Annotated in this window: 17 protein-coding genes; 10 read left to right on the forward strand and 7 right to left on the reverse strand. The window is 55.5% G+C overall.

The features are described 5' to 3' along the window. The first annotated feature begins 70 nt into the window (after positions 1-70). Entirely contained in the window at positions 71-1,051 is a 981-nt protein-coding gene (gene ydcK, locus HV157_RS02150) for a YdcK family protein (RefSeq protein ID WP_025204226.1), read from the forward strand. Here ydcK and rimL read toward each other — a convergent pair. From rimL to HV157_RS02170, 4 genes are all read right to left on the reverse strand, one after another. After that, positions 1,046-1,594, reverse strand: a complete 549-nt coding sequence (gene rimL, locus HV157_RS02155) for a 50S ribosomal protein L7/L12-serine acetyltransferase (protein ID WP_182378387.1) — start codon at positions 1,592-1,594, stop codon at positions 1,046-1,048. The two genes, ydcK and rimL, sit on opposite strands and share 6 nt — an antisense overlap. A 47-nt stretch (positions 1,595-1,641) precedes the next feature. Then, positions 1,642-3,297, reverse strand: coding sequence for a glucan biosynthesis protein (locus HV157_RS02160; RefSeq protein ID WP_025204228.1), 1,656 nt, complete (start codon positions 3,295-3,297; stop codon positions 1,642-1,644). A gap of 242 nt (positions 3,298-3,539) precedes the next feature. Then, complete coding sequence (locus HV157_RS02165) at positions 3,540-4,313, reverse strand: transporter substrate-binding domain-containing protein (protein WP_025204230.1); 774 nt, start codon at positions 4,311-4,313, stop codon at positions 3,540-3,542. Between the two features lie 10 nt (positions 4,314-4,323). Beyond that, positions 4,324-5,493, reverse strand: a complete 1,170-nt coding sequence (locus HV157_RS02170) for a pyridoxal phosphate-dependent aminotransferase (protein ID WP_014170012.1) — start codon at positions 5,491-5,493, stop codon at positions 4,324-4,326. A gap of 113 nt (positions 5,494-5,606) precedes the next feature. Here HV157_RS02170 and HV157_RS02175 point away from each other — a divergent pair, with 113 nt between their 5' ends. Continuing rightward, positions 5,607-6,464: a LysR family transcriptional regulator gene (locus tag HV157_RS02175; protein ID WP_020884185.1), complete on the forward strand. Its 858-nt coding sequence runs from the start codon at positions 5,607-5,609 to the stop codon at positions 6,462-6,464. On the opposite strand, the gene HV157_RS02180 is transcribed toward HV157_RS02175, so the two are convergent. Both HV157_RS02180 and HV157_RS02185 read right to left on the reverse strand, forming a co-directional pair. Next, entirely contained in the window at positions 6,436-7,941 is a 1,506-nt protein-coding gene (locus HV157_RS02180; RefSeq protein ID WP_182268568.1) for a carboxylesterase/lipase family protein, read from the reverse strand. The genes HV157_RS02175 and HV157_RS02180 overlap by 29 nt on opposite strands. 42 nt (positions 7,942-7,983) lie before the next feature. Beyond that, the gene (locus HV157_RS02185; RefSeq protein WP_182268567.1) at positions 7,984-9,327 is read right to left on the reverse strand and encodes a VOC family protein; all 1,344 of its coding nucleotides are present in this window, start codon (positions 9,325-9,327) and stop codon (positions 7,984-7,986) included. 644 nt (positions 9,328-9,971) lie between these two features. On the opposite strand from HV157_RS02185, the gene HV157_RS02190 reads away from it, so the two are divergent. The 8 genes from HV157_RS02190 to HV157_RS02225 all read left to right on the forward strand — a co-directional run bounded on the left by HV157_RS02190 (position 9,972) and on the right by HV157_RS02225 (position 16,501). Continuing rightward, positions 9,972-10,151 carry a general stress protein gene (locus HV157_RS02190; protein ID WP_020884187.1) on the forward strand — a complete coding sequence of 60 codons (180 nt, stop codon included), beginning with the start codon at positions 9,972-9,974 and terminating at the stop codon, positions 10,149-10,151. Positions 10,152-10,242: 91 nt separating this feature from the next. Next, positions 10,243-10,737, forward strand: a complete 495-nt coding sequence (locus HV157_RS02195; protein WP_020884188.1) for a ferritin-like domain-containing protein — start codon at positions 10,243-10,245, stop codon at positions 10,735-10,737. A 23-nt stretch (positions 10,738-10,760) separates the two neighbouring features. Then, positions 10,761-10,964 (forward strand): hypothetical protein, encoded by a 204-nt coding sequence (locus HV157_RS02200; protein WP_020884189.1) that lies wholly within the window; start codon positions 10,761-10,763, stop codon positions 10,962-10,964. A 25-nt stretch (positions 10,965-10,989) separates the two neighbouring features. Continuing rightward, positions 10,990-11,496: a ferritin-like domain-containing protein gene (locus HV157_RS02205; RefSeq protein ID WP_182268566.1), complete on the forward strand. Its 507-nt coding sequence runs from the start codon at positions 10,990-10,992 to the stop codon at positions 11,494-11,496. A gap of 16 nt (positions 11,497-11,512) precedes the next feature. Further along, complete coding sequence (locus HV157_RS02210) at positions 11,513-12,385, forward strand: manganese catalase family protein (RefSeq protein WP_020884190.1); 873 nt, start codon at positions 11,513-11,515, stop codon at positions 12,383-12,385. A gap of 68 nt (positions 12,386-12,453) precedes the next feature. Further along, positions 12,454-13,857, forward strand: coding sequence for a cytochrome ubiquinol oxidase subunit I (locus tag HV157_RS02215; RefSeq protein ID WP_020884191.1), 1,404 nt, complete (start codon positions 12,454-12,456; stop codon positions 13,855-13,857). After that, on the forward strand, positions 13,857-14,867 hold the full coding sequence (gene cydB, locus HV157_RS02220; protein ID WP_047955589.1) for a cytochrome d ubiquinol oxidase subunit II: 1,011 nt from the start codon (positions 13,857-13,859) through the stop codon (positions 14,865-14,867). Before HV157_RS02215 ends, cydB begins: the two co-directional genes overlap by 1 nt. Positions 14,868-14,875: 8 nt before the next feature. Further along, positions 14,876-16,501: an alpha-amylase family protein gene (locus HV157_RS02225; protein ID WP_020884193.1), complete on the forward strand. Its 1,626-nt coding sequence runs from the start codon at positions 14,876-14,878 to the stop codon at positions 16,499-16,501. Here the strand turns inward: HV157_RS02225 and HV157_RS02230 are convergent, their stop codons facing one another. Next, complete coding sequence (locus HV157_RS02230) at positions 16,502-17,488, reverse strand: SDR family oxidoreductase (protein ID WP_025204235.1); 987 nt, start codon at positions 17,486-17,488, stop codon at positions 16,502-16,504. Between the last annotated feature and the right edge of the window lie 17 nt (positions 17,489-17,505).

The following is a 17,505-nucleotide window of genomic DNA, read 5'->3' on the forward strand; positions in this document are numbered from 1 at the left end:
ACGGATGCCAGCACTACGAAACGCCGAAAGTTTGCTACGTTTAGTGGAGACGCTTACCCGAGACTCCATGATGAAAAAGTACAGGCTCAGCGAGGACACCCGCCTCTGGCAATGGAAAAACGGCGAGACAACGCACACGACGTCGTTACGACAGATTATTGCCACGGCGAATTTTAACGATATCGTGAGCGGCACGAAAGGCGGCTGGGTTGAAGATGAGAGCGCCCTCGCGCACGAAGGCGACTGCTGGATCTACGATGAAAACAGCGTCGTCTTTGCCGGTGCGACGGTGTCCGGCAACGCGCGCCTTACCCTGCCTTGCATCGTCAGTCATGACGCGCAGATTGGCGACAACTGCTGGCTGGACGGCGCGGAGGTCAGTCACGGTGCGCGCATAAGTGACAACGTCACGATACAGCAATCCTGCGTGCGCGGCGAATGCCATATTTTCGGTGAGGCGCGGGTGCTTCATAACAGCGTGGTGATTGCTGCCAAAGGGCTTACGCCGGACCATGAGCAGATCCTGAAAATTTATGACAAGGCGACGGTGAGCCAGTCACGCATTGTGCATCAGGCGCAAATCTACGGCGAAGCAATGGTTAATTATGCCTTCGTTGAACACCGGGCGGAAGTTTTCGACAGCGCCATCCTCGAAGGCAACGATCTCAATAACGTCTGGGTATGTGACTGCGCAAAAGTGTACGGTAACGCCCGCGTCATTGCCGGTTTTGACGACGATGCCATCCCTACCGTCCGCTACAGCTCTCAGGTGGCAGAGAACGCGGTGGTGGAAGGAAATTGTGTCATTAAACACCACGTCCTGATTGGCGGTCAGGCCTGGCTGCGCGGCGGCCCTATCCTGCTTGACGATAAGGTCGTGATCCAGGGACGGGCGCGCATCAGCGGCGATGTGCTTATTGAGCATCGGGTTGAAATCACCGACGATGCGGTGATTGAGGCTTTTGCCGGTGAGAACATCCACCTGCGCGGCGAAAAGGTGATTAACGGCGACCAGCGCATCACCCGTACGCCTCTATTGGGGGCGTTATAGCGGGTAAATTTTGCCGTAGATATTCACATCGTCAAAACGGCCATTCAGGAACTCTGCTTCCCGCAGGCACCCCTCCAGCGTAAAACCGTTGCGCAGGGCAACGTTGTTACTGGGTTTATTCGCCACCCGACACTTAATGACAAAACGGCGGATCTCGCCTTGCTCGACGTAATAGCGCATAAACGCCTGCAGCGCCTGCGACAAAATGCCCTGTCCCTGATGCGCCTCGTCCAGCAAGTAACCGATGTATCCGGCTTTGTTGGCGGGTTCAATCGCATTAAACGACAGCACGCCGACCAGGTCCTCATCCTTGAAAATCAGAAACATTTTGGCGTAGCCGCGCTGGTGCAGCATCTGATTACTCAGCACATTACGACGGGTGTCATCTTCGGTGCCCACATGCTGCGCCCAGTCAAAGGCGGTTTGCAGCCAGGCTTTGTTTCTGATGACCATGTTGTGCAAATCGGCGGTATAGCGCTCTTCGACGGCGCGAAGCTCGAGATGGTCAGTCACCGGGATAATTTCAGATTCAGTGGCGGTCATGGTCCCTTCCCGTCACCCTCTCCCCGCCGGGGAGAGGGAATAAATGGTCAACGCATGATGCGATCGTCAACGTAGTTACGTTTGTCCGGCGCAGGCGGGAAATACTGATACAGCCAGGTCTCACTGATCGCATCCCCCTGACAGCGCAGGAACAGGCGCATATCCACCGGTTCGGTCGAATCCGAGGTAGGATACCAGTCGAACAGAATGCGATAGCCGTCAAACGGCTCAACGTAGAGGATCTCAACCTGCTTCGCTTCACCGCTGGAGAGGGTAATGACCGGCTCAATGCCTTTTGGCGCGGCAGCTTTCAGATCGCCCCCGACGAAGTCGATAGCAAAGCGACGGGCCCACACTTTCGGGTAGTTTTCGCCCGGCGCCCAGCCTTCCGGGAACCCACCCATACCGGTACGGGTCGCGAAGACATTCGCCAGTGGGGAACGGACCGGCGGCATGGCGCTCCAGTAAAGACGGTATTTAAAGTCCAGCTCATCGCCCGCTTTCACCGGTTTTTCTGGCTGCCAGAAGCAGACCACGTTATCCAGTGTTTCACCCGTTGTCGGGATCTCCATCAGGCCAACCGCACCTTTACCCCAGTCGTTACGCGGCTCCACCCAGAGGCCTGGGCGTTTGTTATACCAGCCCATGACGTCCTGATAATGCGAGAAATCGCGATCGAGCTGGAGCAAGCCGAACCCTTTCGGGTTTTTGTCCACAAACGCATTGAACTGCAGCTTCTGCGGGTTGTTCAGCGGACGGCAAATCCACTCCCCGTTACCGCGCCACATGGCGAGACGGTCGGAGTCATGAATTTGCGGGTGGATGGTATCGCACATGCGGCGTTCGTTTGTACCGCAGCTGAACATACTGGTCATCGGCGCAATGCCGAGCTGTTTAATGTCTTTACGCGCATAGAGATGGTTTTCCACCTCCATGATCACCTGGCTCTTCTCGCAGTGGATCACGAACTTATACGCACCGGTGATGCTTGGGCTGTCCAGCAGCGTATAGACGGTGAAGGTAGTGTCGCCCGGTTTGACGGTTTCAAACCAGAACGCGGTGAAGTCTGGGAACTCTTCCGGCGTGTCGGTAAAGGTATCCACCGCCAGACCCCGCGCGGAAAGACCATACTGATAGGTATCATCAACCGCACGGAAATAGCTCGCCCCCAGGAATGAGACGATATCGCGACGCGCCAGTTCCGGTGCCTTGAAGGCGCGGAAACCGGCAAACCCAAGATCGCTTTGCCCTTCCAGCTGCTTCGTATCAACACCGGTTTCACCGTAGCTGAACAGCTCAGGACGGAAGTGGATTTCGCGCGCCTGTGACGTTGACTGATCCAGCGAGAACATGCGCACGCGGCGACGGAAACCCATGCCCATATGGAAGAACTGCACATCCAGCTGACGGCCTTCAATGTTATTCCACAGTGACTGTTTTTCATCGTAACGGATGGCGTTATAGGCCTGCGGCGTCATGGTCGCCAGCGTGTCCGGTAACGGTCGTGGTGCTCCGCCCCATGGGGTTTTCGCCAGGTCATGGGCCATGGATTGCAGTACGGAGAAGTCAAAACGACGGCTCTGACCGTCAGCAATGTCAGAGTCAGCAGCGTAAGCCGCTTTGGAAAACAGGGAAGCAAGGCCAGTTGTGCCGCTCAGGGCTGCCATTGCCAGCGAGCCTTTTAGAAAACGTCTGCGATTCATGCCTGGAAAAACGTCCTTATGGTCGTGTGAATGTGTTTCGCACTCGGCGAAATGACGGCAAGAAAGAACGCACAGCCTAAACAAAAATGGTTAAGAATCCAATTGTTGGGCGGCGATTATCTGTACAAAGTGCGAAATATTTTCTGTCGACCAGAACGACCCGAAAAAGGTGTAAAGAAAGGTATAAAGACGTGTATAAAAATGCCCCGGCTGGACATCGTCAGTCGGGGCAAATGAGGCGGTTATTTTACGCTGACATCGATACCTGGGAAGTACTTATCAGCGAGTTTAGCGATCGTGCCATCGGCACGCACTTTATCAATTGCGGCATCAAGTTGCTTTTTGGTGGCCTCGTCCCCTTTACGCAACCCAAAGCCGATCCCACTGCCGAGGATAGTGTCGTCCGACACCGGTTTGCCGATAAAGCCAAACCCTTTCCCCTGCGGCTTGCTGAGGAAACCTGCCTGCCCGGCCGCGGACATAACCAGCGAGGCGTCGATACGGCCATTCAGCAGATCGCCCCAGGCCATATTCTGATCTTTATAAGACACCACGGTGACACCCTGCTTTTCCCAGTGCTCTTTCGCGTAGGTTTCCTGAATGGAGCCCTGCAGGACACCGATGGTTTTGCCCTTAAGCCCCGCGGGCGTTGCCTCTACCGCGGTACCGGCCTTGCCAACGAGCTGCGACGGGATGCGGTAAATCGGTTGGGTAAAATCAATACTTTTACGTCGCTGTTCGGTGATGTTCATCGCCGAGTTAATGGCATCAAATTTCTTCGCCACCAGGCCCGGTATTAACGCATCAAAAGAGGTTTCAACCCAGGTGCATTTCAGCGCTGCGGCTTTGCAGATGGCATTGCCCAGCTCAACGTCAAACCCTTCCAGTTCGCCGGCAGCATTTCGGCTTTCAAACGGCGGATATTCCGCCTCCAGCCCGTACCGCAGTTCGGTAGCCGCGAATGACGAAAACGTACACAGCAATCCCATGCCGACAACTAACGCGCGTAATTTCATCTCCAACTCCTTAGCGTGGTTTAACCCGACACAGGGCCTGGGCACCTGCCCGTAACGTCGCCTCATCTTTCGCAAAAGAGAGACGAATCAATTTATTATCCGTACCATCCGCATAAAACGCCGACAGCGGAATGGTGGCCACTCCATACTCAACGATCAGCCGTTTCACCAGTTCACTGTCGCGCTCATCGCTAAACTGGCTGTAGTCGGCCAGCAGGAAAAACGAACCGGCGCTCGGCAAGAGTCTGAACGGTGATGCTTCCAGCAAACTTTGCAGCAGATCGCGTTTGCGCTGATAAAACGCCGCCAGCGACAGCCAGGTTTGCGGGTCAATCATGTGCTCTGCAAACGCATGCTGCATTGGCGTATCGGCAGAAAACATCAGAAATTGATGGACTTTACAAATCTCATCCATCAGTACCGCCGGAGCAACACAGTAACCCACGCGCCAGCCGGTCACGTGATAGGTTTTTCCGAAGGAAGAGATAATGACGCTACGCTCCGCCAGCTGCGGATGTGTCGCCATACCGTGGTGCGGTTCACCATCAAAGACGACGTGTTCGTACACTTCGTCAGACAAAATAATGATATCGGTATTGCGGGTCACCGCCACCAGCTGCTGCAGGTCCTCTGCTGAGAAGACCTGCCCGCTCGGGTTGTGCGGGGTATTGATGATAATCATGCGCGTACGCGGGGTGATCGCCGCACGGACTTCATCCCAGTTGACGGCAAAATCCGGCACCGTCAGTTTAATGGCAACCGGCGTGGCCCCCTGCAGGCGAACAATCGGGGCGTAACTGTCAAACGACGGTTCAAAGTAGATCACTTCGTCGCCCGGGTGCACCAGCCCGCTGATCGCCGAATAGAGTCCTTCACTGGCACTGGCGGTGACCAGCACTTCGCTGGCCGGGTCATAGTGCGTGCCGTAGAGGGTGGCAATTTTATCCGCAATACGCTCTTTAAGCGGCTGCAGGCCGGTCATTGCCGCGTACTGGTTGTGCCCTGCCTCCATCGCCCGGGTCACCCCGGCGACCAGTTTGGGATCGCAGGAAAAATTGGGTGCACCCTGAGAAAGATTGATGGCGTTATGCCGGGCGGAGAGCTGGCCGATAACGGTAAAAATCGTGGTTCCCACATCGGGTAATTTGGAACGGGTGTGCACCGGAGTGTGTAACGTCATCCTCTTTCCTTTCTCATGATGAATGCATAACTATTCAAACAACAAGTCGGTTGTCGGGACAATCGAATTGTTGTCATAATAGCCATGAGAAAAACGCATACCTGAGGTGTTTAATGTCGCGCCGTTCGCTCCCGCTTAATGCCATCGACGCCTTTTTAGTCACCGCGCGTCATCTGAATCTGACCCATGCCGCAACAGAGCTCTGTCTGACGCAGGGAGCCGTAAGTCGCAAAATCGCCACCCTTGAAGCGTGGTTCGGCTTTCCGCTGTTCGAGCGCCATGCGCGCGGCCTGCGCCTCTCCCCACAGGGCAGCGCCCTGCTTCCGGAATTGCAATCCACTTTTGAAACGCTGCTGACCCTGGCCGATCGGGCCCGTACCCAGCAAACCGTGATCCGACTCAAAGCACCCACCTGCGCCATGCGCTGGCTGGTGCCTCGTCTGCTGGAGGTGGAGCGTGAGCAGCCGGATCTGCAGATCGCATTGACCACCACTACCGACCATAACGTCAATTTCAAAACGGAATCTTACGACGCGGCCATTGTATTTGGCACCCATATGAGCGCGGGCGATCTGCTGTTTGAAGAGGCGTTAACCCCGGTAATGAGCCCCCTGCGAGCAGGTTGCGAACTGGGCGCGTTAACCTTCCTTCACCCGACACGGGATAAGACAGACTGGTCATTGTGGCTGGCGAAGCAGGAAGGCCCGGGGGTAGTTATGCACAAAAATCAACACTTCGACACGATGGACCTTGCCATCACGGCCGCCATTCAGGGGCTGGGGGTGGCCATTGCTGACGAAACGCTGGTGGAAGAAGATGTCCGCGCCGGAAGGCTGGCGCGGCCTTTTGAGAGCAGCATTAAAACGGGAGCGAGCTACAGACTGGTTCTGCGAGAATCGCCTGGCCAGGAAAATGGGCTGGCGGCGTTTCGCGCCTGCCTGCTCAGTCGAGGCTCACATGGTGTTTCATGACGCGCTTAAAGAGGCTCATTCGCGCGCGCATAAAGCGGTTTTCAAGCCTGAAACCTGCATGTTTATTCACGCCGATACGTAGCAGCACGTCCCTTCCTTTTCGACAGGCCGGCCAGTGCGTCGGGCCAGGAAGACTTTCCCGGTGACCGGCGTCACGCGCAAAGCTCACCCAATAATCTGCAACCTGCGCTGCGAATTGCCGGTCTCGCGCATTAACATAGTGGCAGGAAGGCTCAATCTCACCAAGGGTGTCAAACACGTACGGCACCTCATTACCGTGCCAGGCACCGTTGATATAGGTTGCGTGCTCTGCTTCCGCCACATAGTCGAACCAGTAACGCCAGCACAAGCCGCCCACGCGCTGCTGGGCCTGCATCACCACATATCCCATGGTGGTAAAAGCCATATCCCGGCACACCTGCCTGCCAAGCTCCACATCCCCTTTCACACCCGGATAGAGCAGTTTGATCAGCCCCAGTCCAAAGCGACGTTCACGGCGAAGCTTCTGGATCTGACCGGCGAGATCGATACCAAATACCGCCATCACGCTGGCTTCGTCACTGTTCGACCCAATCATTACCGGAACAGGATGCTGACGCGCGGCAAAGAACACATCGAGCATTGATTCCGGCAGAACACAGTCTCCGACGATGGGTGCCGGGGCGATGTTCAGCGGCGCGGCCAGCGGCCAGAACGCTTCGGGGGGAATGGCACGTAACTGTTCTGCTGACGCCTTCTCAAGGCCAAAATGCGCCGCCAGCGCTTCCCCTTTTTGCAGGGCCTGTTCCCGCGGCGTATCCGGCAGGGTGTATCCGCTTTGCACAATCGCCTTGTGGAAGAGTCCCTTCGCCAGCGGAGACGCCAGCAGCGACAGCACGCTGCGCGCGCCGGCGGATTCGCCAAACAGGGTCACGTTGTCAGGATCGCCACCGAAAGCGGAAATATTCTCCCGAACCCATTCAAGGGCGGCAATCTGATCCAGCAGCGCAAAGTTATGCACCACCCGGTCTTCTTCTCCCTCCAGCGCGGGATGGGCAAAGAAGCCAAGGTGACCAAGACGGTAATTGATCGTCACAACCACCACGCCGCGCGTTGCCAGCGCCTTACCGTTATAGGGCGGCAGGCCACCCGCGCCAATGGTAAACCCCCCGCCGTGCAGCCAGACCATGACGGGAAGCGGCGCCGGCCGCTCGACGGGTGACCAGACGTTAAGATACAGACAATCTTCTGAGAACCGGCCGGGATCGCCGCCCCCTAACGCCTGGCAATACTCACTGTTCTGCCAGCTTGAGGGCGAAAAAGCGGTGGCCAGACGCAGCCCCTCCCAGCGTTCAGGCGGCCGTGGCGAACGCCAGCGCCAGTTGCCAACGGGAGGCGCCGCATAGGGAATACCACACCAGAGATGAACGTTTTCATCCGTTAAACCAGACAGTGCGCCCTGGCGCGTTTCAATCACAGGGGCGGAGGGATTTTGCATAACAACCTTCTGTTTCCATCACACCCCAGAAGAGTAACGATTTCAGAGCAAACCGCAACGCTGTTTGCTGCGGATTTCAGCCTCCTGATAGAGCATGAACTCATCGTACACCGGGCAACCCAGCGCCGCTTCGAACGCGTCGCGACTGGCGTTACCGTGGCTACGCGCCTGGGTTTCATTGCCCAGATTCGACTGGAAAATCCCTGCGGCACTGACCGGGAGGAAATCTTCATAGGTGATCGGCTGAGCGACAACCCACCCGCGCTCAATTAACGGCTGTGGATCGTCTCCCGGACGAAACGCATGACGATGCGCTTCCCCGGATGGCGTCAGGCGATAGCGGAAATAGGCCAGCTCCTGACGGCGCATCAACAATTCACTGTCCGGGAAGGCGCTGAAGATCTCGCGCAAATGGAGCTGGTGCGTCATGTTATCTTTACCGGTACCGGCCTCTGCAAGCAGGCTGTCATAAAGCGCACGACCTTTTGGCGTCAACGCCACGCCGCGCTGTTCAATTTCGCCAAAGCGCGCGGTATGCGTTCCTGTATGCTCCCCGGCAAACAGCACCGGCTCTTCCAGCGCTTTAAAGCTGGTCTGGCGCAGTAATACGGGAACCTCGCGGCGCGGTGGCCCTTCAATCAGAATTTTGGGTTCAATCCCGTACTTCGGCATCAGCTCCTGCACCCGGTCAATATCCAGCGTACGTGGCGTGAGGTGGTTGATATGGCACCCCGGGAAACAGACCACATCCGCAATCAGTCGGTGCTCGTTATGCAATGCCAGATAGGTCTCCTGGTCGACCGTCGCATGACGATGCCAGCGGAAGGTTTCTAACGCCTCCTGTACAAACGCCTGCGCTTGCGCATCCGTAAAGTGCCCTTCTGCCTCATGCAGCGCGATAAGCTCCAGACAACGTGGGGTAAAGATATTGCGGTGAGACAGGACCTCCGCGGCACGCTCACGCAGGACGACGTTGTCAATCAATTCGAGGCGCAGCAGCGAGGTAAAGATACGAAACGGATTTCGGCACAGCGCCGCATCATCGACCGGGCGGAACGCCGTGGAATGGACGGGCACGCCCGCCTGAGAGAGGTCATAATAGCTGACCGGGTACATCCCCATAATGGCAAACATACGACGCAAGGTCGAAAGCTCTTGCGCGGTACCCACGCGGATCGCCCCGTGACGCTCCACATTCAGGCGCGCCAGTTCATCCGCGTTCGCCAGTTGTTCATGTAATAGTGGGTTATTTTCCAGAACCGCCAGGTTTACGTCCGCAACCAGGTCGAGCAAGGTGCCGTACTGCGGAACTTCCTGCTGGTACATCGCCGACATAGCCTGCGAAAAGTGTTCCCGAATATCATCAGCCGTGATGGTGTTCGCCATGATGTCATGCCTCCAGTGAATATTACCTGGAGTGTAGAGAAACCCGTTCCCTCTGGGGGGAAGAATTTCCGATTTGTGATCTTAAGACAGGAGTGGTTAAAGCGTGTGCTGGCCTGCCCTGACACCCATATGACCTGGCAGATTCACCTTCTCTAAATGTAGATTCACCTTCTCTAAATAAAGCGTTTTCTGATCAAACTGTATTATTAATAACCTCATCGCTTAACCATTAAGAGGTAATAAATAGCATTATCTTAAGAGGTAATATCTCATTAAAAACAAATATCAGTGGCATATATCTTATTTCGTTAACGCAATAAGCGGATTTCCAATATTTCTCCTTAAGATTAATCTGTAATTTTTAGACTGCCGCACGCGCTTCAGGCATAAACAATGCAAGAAAAACAGTTATCCCCTGCGGCTCGCGGATTAACTCCATGAAGACAGGCAGTTAACCGCAAGCCATCCAGGATATATTCATATTAAACGAAGCGTTAACCACCAGAAATATCTCAGCAACGAAGCGATGGTTTACAAAACATATTTGACGAATATGAAACACCGACTAAAGTTATTATTCGAACGACGAGTGATACGGAATATTTTCGTATCTTAACTGACATAACCAATATATGAGGTTTAATATGGCAGAGCATCGTGGTGGTTCCGGTAATTTCGCACAAGACCGTGAAAAAGCATCAGAAGCTGGACGTAAAGGTGGCCAGCACAGCGGCGGTAATTTTAAAAACGATCCGCAACGCGCATCTGAAGCAGGTAAGAAAGGAGGAGAAAACAGCCACGGTGGTGGCCGTAAAAACTCCTGATCTGATGTAAATCTCTTTTATTTAAAACAGAGAGCATGCTGCGGGCCTCCAGGCTCGCAGTACCCCTTCTTTATTTTACCGGAGCGTAATGATGAATATGAAAAGTGTCGAAGATGTGTTTATTCACCTCCTGTCTGATACCTACAGCGCTGAGAAGCAGCTGACCCGCGCGCTCGGCAAACTGGCTCGTGCTGCCTCCAGTGAAAAACTGAGCGCAGCCTTTAGTGCACACCTTGAAGAGACGCAGGGACAGATTGAGCGTATCGACCAGATTATCGAGCAAGAATCTGGCCTTAAGCTCAAACGTATGAAGTGCGTAGCAATGGAAGGCCTGATTGAAGAGGCCAATGAGGTCATCGAGAGCACCGAGAAAAATGAGGTGCGTGACGCCGCATTAATTGCCGCAGCACAAAAAGTGGAGCATTACGAAATTGCCAGTTACGGTACCCTCGCCACATTAGCAGAACAACTGGGCTATAAAAAAGCCGTTAAACTTCTGGCAGAAACGCTGGAAGAAGAGAAAGAAACCGATCTTAAACTTACCGACCTGGCCGTAGGCAATATTAACCAAAAAGCGCAAAAATGACGCTATAGCAAAGGTTAAATAAAATGAGCATCAGTCCCAGGACTATTAAACGGTGCCATTTAACGGCAGCAATAATATGGTTCATACTCGCTATCCCTTCCGTTTTATGGTGGAAGAGCAGCGTGCTATGGGTCATTATCATCAGTATCTACGCCAATATTGTCGGCCATTTATCTGGCTACAGTGCTGCGCGTGCCGATCAGGCTGCTGAGAGTGAGACCAAATAAGCGACACCATAATGAGGACATTATAATGAATCACGTAGAACACTACCATGACTGGCTACGCGATGCCCATGCGATGGAAAAGCAAGCCGAATCTATGCTGGAATCCATGGCCAGCCGTATCGATAATTATCCCGATGTTCGCGCCAGAATTGAGCAGCATATTAGTGAAACGAAGCGACAAATTACCTTACTGGAAGAGATCCTCGACCGTAATGATATTTCGCGTTCGGTTTTAAAAGATTCGATGAGTAAAATGGCGGCGCTCGGACAGTCCATTGGCGGGATGTTCCCCTCTGATGAGATCGTCAAAGGGTCTATCAGCGGCTATGTTTTCGAACAGTTTGAAATAGCCTGCTACACCTCCCTGCTGGCCGCGGCCAAAAAAGCGGGCGACATGGCTTCCGTGCCCGCCATTGAGAGTATCCTGGCGGAAGAGCGCGAGATGGCCGACTGGCTGATTCGCCACATTCCACAGACCACCGAACAGTTCCTGCTGCGTTCAGACTCATCCGGTGTCGAAGCAAAAAAATAACCTCAGGAGAGAAGACATGTTTCGACACGTCAAACAATTACAATATACGGTTCGGGTTGCCGAACCGAATCCCGGCCTTGCCAATTTATTACTGGAACAATTCGGCGGTCCTCAGGGCGAGCTGGCCGCCGCCTGCCGTTACTTTACTCAGGGGTTGAGTGATGACGACCCGGGTCGTAAAGATATGCTAATGGATATCGCGACCGAAGAGTTAAGCCACCTTGAAATTATCGGTACCCTGGTGGGTATGCTTAATAAAGGGGCTAAAGGCGCACTGGCGGAGGGCGTGGAAAATGAAGCCGAGCTGTATCGGTCCATGACCGAAAACGGTAACGACAGCCATATTACCTCCCTGCTTTACGGTGGCGGTACTCCGTTGACCAACTCCGCCGGGGTGCCGTGGACGGCGGCTTATGTCGACACCATTGGCGAGCCAACCGCCGATCTGCGCTCAAATGTGGCTGCCGAGGCCCGAGCGAAGATCATCTATGAACGGCTGATTAACGTCACGGACGATCCGGGCGTGAAGGATGCGCTGGCGTTTCTGATGACGCGTGAGGCAGCGCATCAGCTCTCCTTTGAGAAGGCGCTTCAGTCCATTCGTAATAATTTCCCTCCGGGAAAACTGCCGCCAATCGAGGAATACACCAACAAGTACTACAATATGTCTGAAGGTGGAGAGGTTCGCGGAAGCTGGAACAGCGATAAACATTTCGACTACGTTGAATCCCCCCAACCTGCCGTTGACGGCGGTGACGGGAGTGCAAGCGTGACGCTGACGACCGAACAGGCCACGCTGGTCAAAGCGATGTCGGCCCGCACGAAGTCCGATCCACATTCCGACCCGCTGACCGGCGCCGAACTGGGTGCCGGGAAGAAAAAACCGTAACCGATTTTGCCAGGCAGCCCCGGACTGCCTGGCAATCCTCGTGCGCAACAGTTCCAGAGGTACGGACCATGTTCGAACTCGACGCATTTCACCTCGCCAGAATCCAGTTCGCTTTTACCGTCTCGTTCCATATTCTATTCCCGGCGATCACCATCGGTCTTGCCAGCTATCTGGTGGTGCTCGAAGGGATGTGGCTTCGCACCAAAAATGAGGTGTGGCGCTCGCTGTACCATTTCTGGCTAAAGATATTTGCCGTTAACTTCGGCATGGGGGTCGTTTCCGGTCTGGTCATGGCCTATCAGTTCGGCACTAACTGGAGCGGATTCTCACAGTTTGCCGGCAGTATCACCGGCCCTCTCCTGACCTATGAAGTCTTAACCGCCTTCTTCCTCGAAGCCGGATTTCTTGGCGTGATGCTGTTCGGCTGGAACAAGGTCGGCCCGGGCCTGCACTTCTTCTCGACCTGTATGGTCGCGCTGGGTACGCTGATGTCCACCTTCTGGATCCTCGCCTCCAACAGCTGGATGCACACGCCCCAGGGGTTCAGTATTCAGAACGGTCAGGTCATTCCAGAGGACTGGCTGGCCATCATTTTTAACCCCTCCTTCCCTTACCGTCTCATTCACATGGCTATCGCCGCGTTCCTGAGCAGCGCGCTGTTTGTGGGAGCGTCGGGCGCATGGCATCTGCTGCGCGGTAACGACACGCCCGCGATACGCACCATGTTTTCCATGGCGATGTGGATGGCCCTGCTGGTCGCGCCCATTCAGGCCGTCGTCGGTGATATGCATGGCCTGAATACCCTCGAACATCAGCCGGCCAAAATTGCCGCCATCGAAGGTCACTGGGAGAACCCGCCAGGCGAAGCGACACCGCTGCTGCTGTTTGGCCTGCCGGATATGGAGCAGGAGCGCACCCGCTACGCGCTGGAAATTCCTGCCCTTGGCAGTCTGATTCTGACCCACAGCCTGGATAAACAGGTCCCGGCACTGAAAGACTTCCCGAAAGAAGATCGCCCGAACTCACCGATTGTTTTCTGGTCATTCCGCATTATGGTCGGCATGGGTCTGCTGATGATCACGCTGGGTCTGGTCAGCGTCTGGCTACGCTATCGCCATCGACTCTACCAGTCGCGGCCCTTCCACTGGTTCGCGCTGTGCATGGGACCGGCGGGCCTACTGGCGCTGCTGGCCGGCTGGGTCACCACCGAAGTGGGTCGTCAGCCGTGGGTGGTGTATGGCTATCTGCGCACGATCGACGCGGTCTCGCTGCACAGTACGCTGCAGATGAGCATCAGCCTGCTGGCCTTCTTTGTGGTCTATTCGTCGGTGTTTGGCGTGGGCTACGTCTACCTGATTCGGCTTATCAAGAAAGGTCCGCAGCCCGTTGATACCTTGACGTCAAATACCTCGGGCACCCCTGCCCGTCCGCTGTCTGCCGCTGAGTCTGTTCCGGAACAGGAGAGAAACTGATGGGCGTCGATATCTCAGTTATCTGGTTTGCCATCATCGTGTTCGCCACGCTGATGTATATCATCATGGATGGCTTTGATTTGGGCATCGGGCTGCTTTTTAACTTCGTGGGCGATGCCAGAGAGCGTGACGTAATGGTCAACAGCGTGGCGCCGGTGTGGGACGGCAACGAGACCTGGCTGGTGCTCGGCGGTGCGGGGTTATTCGGCGCGTTTCCGCTGGCCTATGCGGTGATTATCGATGCGCTGACCATCCCTCTTACCGCCATGTTAATTGGCCTTATCTTTCGCGGCGTGGCCTTTGAGTTCCGCTTTAAGGCAACGCCTTCGCACCGCAAATTCTGGGACTACGCCTTCGCCGGCGGCTCTTTGCTTGCCACCTTCAGCCAGGGGGTGGTGGTGGGAGCAGTGATTAACGGCTTTGACGTTGAGGGCCGGCGCTTTGTCGGCTCCGCCCTTGACTGGCTAACGCCCTTCAATCTTTTCTGCGGCATCGGGCTGGTAGTGGCCTACACCCTGCTCGGTACTACGTGGCTTATCATGAAAAGTGAAGGCGCGTTGCAAAACCGCATGCGTGAGCTGACCCGGCACGTGCTGCTGGCGCTGGTGGTGGTGATCGCGGTGGTGAGTATCTGGACGCCGCTCGGCTGGCAGTACGTTGCCGACCGCTGGTTTACCTTCCCCAACTTCATCTGGTTCCTGCCGGTTCCCCTGCTGGTAGGCGTGTTTAGCCTGTGGATCTGGCGACTGACGCGCAACCCGGCCAGCCACTCGCGTCCCTTCCTGCTGACCCTTGGGCTGATCTTCCTCGGATTTAGCGGTCTGGGAATTAGCCTGTGGCCTAACATTATTCCGCCGCGCATTACCCTGTGGGAGGCTGCGGCACCACCGGCCAGCCAGCTGTTTATGCTGGTCGGAACGTTACTGATTATTCCGGTGATTCTGGTGTACACCGCCTGGAGCTACTACGTTTTCCGGGGCAAAGTTTCCGACACGGAAGGTTATCACTGAGGTGAACTATGGCAGACTGGCATACCCGAGCCATTATTTATCAGATTGATACTGCACTCTTTTATGATTTAAACGGCGATGGCTGCGGGGACATCGCCGGGATTGGCGCAAAGTTGCGCTACATTCGCCGCATGGGGGCGACGGTTATCTGGATCACCCCTTTCTACCTCACCCCGTTTCTGGATGAAGGCTACGACGTCAGCGACCATCTGCAGGTTGATCCTCGCTTCGGAAAGCTGGCCGACATTATCGCCTTTATTGAACAGGCTCGGGAGCTGGGTATGCAGGTCATTATTGAGCTGTTGATTCAGCACACCTCGGACGCCCATCCGTGGTTTCAGCAGGCTCGCCGCAACCCAACTTCACCTTTTCGTGACTACTACATCTGGTCGGATAATAACGAGGACGATACCTCCCCGATGTTTCCCGGCGTGGAAGAGAGCGTCTGGACATGGGATGACGAGGCCGGGCAATACTACCGACATATGTTCTATCACCATGAGCCCGACCTGAATCTGACCTGCCCCGCGCTGCTCAACGAGATCGAAAATATTATCCTCTTCTGGCTCAAGCTCGGGGTGTCGGGATTTCGCCTTGATGCCGCAACGCACCTGACCGCGCAGGCAGGCGGCGGTGACGAGAAAAAGGGGTTATGGATCCTGGAGCATATGCGCCGCCTTATTGAAGCACGTAATCCGGAAGCGATCCTGCTCGGTGAGGTGGACGTCGACGTGGAGGCGTATAAAGACTATTTCGGCGAAAATAACCGTCTGAATCTGGTGCTGAATTTCTGGCTCAATAAGTATTTCTACGTCAGCCTTGCCAGGAAAAGCGCCCGACCGCTGCGCAATGCCATAAAGAAGATGATTGTCCCGCCTGACTCGTGCTGCTTTGCCAACTGGCTGCGCAACCACGATGAGTTGGATCTGGAAGGGATCGGTAAAAAAGAGAAACAGATTGTGGTCGACACCTTCGCCCCTGACGAAGAGATGAACGTCTACCAGCGCGGGATACGACGCCGTCTGGCACCGATGTTAAAGGGCGATCAAAAACGGCTGGCGTTCTGCCACGCGGTGCTCTTCTCACTCCCGGGCGTGCCGGTCATGCGCTACGGCGATGAGATTGGCATGGGTGATGATTTGACGCTGGAAGAGCGCTATGCCGTGCGTACACCAATGCAGTGGGCGGGGTCAGAGGGCGGTGGCTTTTCAGCAGCGGACCCTGAGCGGTTTATCGCCCCGATCATCGATCGCGGTCCCTGGCGTTATCAGAAAATCAACGTGGCCGATTCCCTGCTGCACCGCAATTCCCTGCTGCACCGGATCATCGACATGGCCAATACGCGCTCTGAATTTCCGGAGATTGCTGTCGCACCGTTTCGTCTCATCAATATTGATGATGACGCGGTACTGGGCATTTATTACGAAGCCGAAGCGCGCAGTATCCTGACCTTCGTTAACTTTAGCGACAAGCCGGTCCAGTTTACCGCCCGCGGGATCCGTCACGCCACCTGGACCGCCTGCCTGGCGGATAAACGCTATGACGACGCGCTGATCTGTGGCAAAACCGTCCAGCTTACCCTCAGCGGCTACGGCTATCGCTGGTTCTGGACTAACCGTAGCGCGCTGCGCTGATTACCTTTTACGCCGGGTCATCAGCCGCGTCAGCACAACGCCCGCCACCGCGAGGGAGCCTAACAGGACTTTCCCGGGCACACCTGACGTGATCGCCGTGGCGCGGTTTTTCGCTTCCGGGGTAAAACGTCCATGGATTTTATGCAGGTCGTTGACCGGCTGGTCGAGATAATCCTGGCGATCCCGGTCATTCAGATCGTCAGTCATCTGACCTTCCCAGGCCTTCTTCACCATTAGCCGGTCCAGGAAACCCGGGAAGAGGAATTGTCCGACGATCGACTGAATGGTACTGCTGCCCACCCACAGTTCGCGCACCGGTTTTTGCGCGACCTTAAAAATCGCGCTCGCGGCAACTTCAGGCTCAAACACCGGCGGAACCGGCCGCATAGCCCAGGCGAATTTGTTTCTTGCCCAGTCAAACTGCGGTGTATTCAGCCCCGGCATCTGCACCATTGAAAGCTGCACCCGGCTGTTCTCATGCATCAGTTCCGTGCGCACCGCATCGGTGAATCCCCGAATCGCCGCTTTGGCGCCGCAGTAGGCCGATTGCAACGGGATCGAGCGGTAGGCCAGCGCGGACCCGACCTGAATAATCACGCCGCGATCGCGTGGCACCATCAATTCCAGCGCGGCGCGGGTTCCGTTTACGAAGCCAAGATAGGTCACGTCAGTGACGCGGCGAAATTCATCCGGCGTCAGGGTACGAAACGGTGCCAGCACCGCACCCATCGCATTGTTAACCCACACATCAATCGCGCCGAGACGATATTCAATCTCGTTTGCCGCGTCCACCACCGCCTGGCTGTCGGCGACATCCGCCTGTACCGCACAGGCTTTGACGCCAAAACGCGTTAACTCCTCCTGGGTCGAGTGCAGGCTTGTCTCATCGCGGGCAATAATCCCCACATCGTAGCCTGCCTTTGCGAAGTGCAGCGCCGTTGCCTTTCCCACACCCGCCGTACCGCCGGTAATGACAATCACAGCCATAGAACCTCCGCGTTAAT

Origin of the sequence: Enterobacter sp. RHBSTW-00318 (assembly GCF_014101375.1) — a bacterium.
GTDB classification, from domain to species: Bacteria; Pseudomonadota; Gammaproteobacteria; order Enterobacterales; family Enterobacteriaceae; genus Enterobacter; species Enterobacter ludwigii.

Bases quoted from the DNA above. Each gene is read 5' to 3' on its own strand.
- ydcK (WP_025204226.1), top strand. From the start codon at position 71: ATGAAAAAGTACAGGCTCAGCGAGGACACCCGCCTCTGGCAATGGAAA.
- rimL (WP_182378387.1), bottom strand. From the start codon at position 1,594: ATGACCGCCACTGAATCTGAAATTATCCCGGTGACTGACCATCTCGAG.
- HV157_RS02160 (WP_025204228.1), bottom strand. From the start codon at position 3,297: ATGAATCGCAGACGTTTTCTAAAAGGCTCGCTGGCAATGGCAGCCCTG.
- HV157_RS02165 (WP_025204230.1), bottom strand. From the start codon at position 4,313: ATGAAATTACGCGCGTTAGTTGTCGGCATGGGATTGCTGTGTACGTTT.
- HV157_RS02170 (WP_014170012.1), bottom strand. From the start codon at position 5,493: ATGACGTTACACACTCCGGTGCACACCCGTTCCAAATTACCCGATGTG.
- HV157_RS02175 (WP_020884185.1), top strand. From the start codon at position 5,607: ATGTCGCGCCGTTCGCTCCCGCTTAATGCCATCGACGCCTTTTTAGTC.
- HV157_RS02180 (WP_182268568.1), bottom strand. From the start codon at position 7,941: ATGCAAAATCCCTCCGCCCCTGTGATTGAAACGCGCCAGGGCGCACTG.
- HV157_RS02185 (WP_182268567.1), bottom strand. From the start codon at position 9,327: ATGGCGAACACCATCACGGCTGATGATATTCGGGAACACTTTTCGCAG.
- HV157_RS02190 (WP_020884187.1), top strand. From the start codon at position 9,972: ATGGCAGAGCATCGTGGTGGTTCCGGTAATTTCGCACAAGACCGTGAA.
- HV157_RS02195 (WP_020884188.1), top strand. From the start codon at position 10,243: ATGAATATGAAAAGTGTCGAAGATGTGTTTATTCACCTCCTGTCTGAT.
- HV157_RS02200 (WP_020884189.1), top strand. From the start codon at position 10,761: ATGAGCATCAGTCCCAGGACTATTAAACGGTGCCATTTAACGGCAGCA.
- HV157_RS02205 (WP_182268566.1), top strand. From the start codon at position 10,990: ATGAATCACGTAGAACACTACCATGACTGGCTACGCGATGCCCATGCG.
- HV157_RS02210 (WP_020884190.1), top strand. From the start codon at position 11,513: ATGTTTCGACACGTCAAACAATTACAATATACGGTTCGGGTTGCCGAA.
- HV157_RS02215 (WP_020884191.1), top strand. From the start codon at position 12,454: ATGTTCGAACTCGACGCATTTCACCTCGCCAGAATCCAGTTCGCTTTT.
- cydB (WP_047955589.1), top strand. From the start codon at position 13,857: ATGGGCGTCGATATCTCAGTTATCTGGTTTGCCATCATCGTGTTCGCC.
- HV157_RS02225 (WP_020884193.1), top strand. From the start codon at position 14,876: ATGGCAGACTGGCATACCCGAGCCATTATTTATCAGATTGATACTGCA.
- HV157_RS02230 (WP_025204235.1), bottom strand. From the start codon at position 17,488: ATGGCTGTGATTGTCATTACCGGCGGTACGGCGGGTGTGGGAAAGGCA.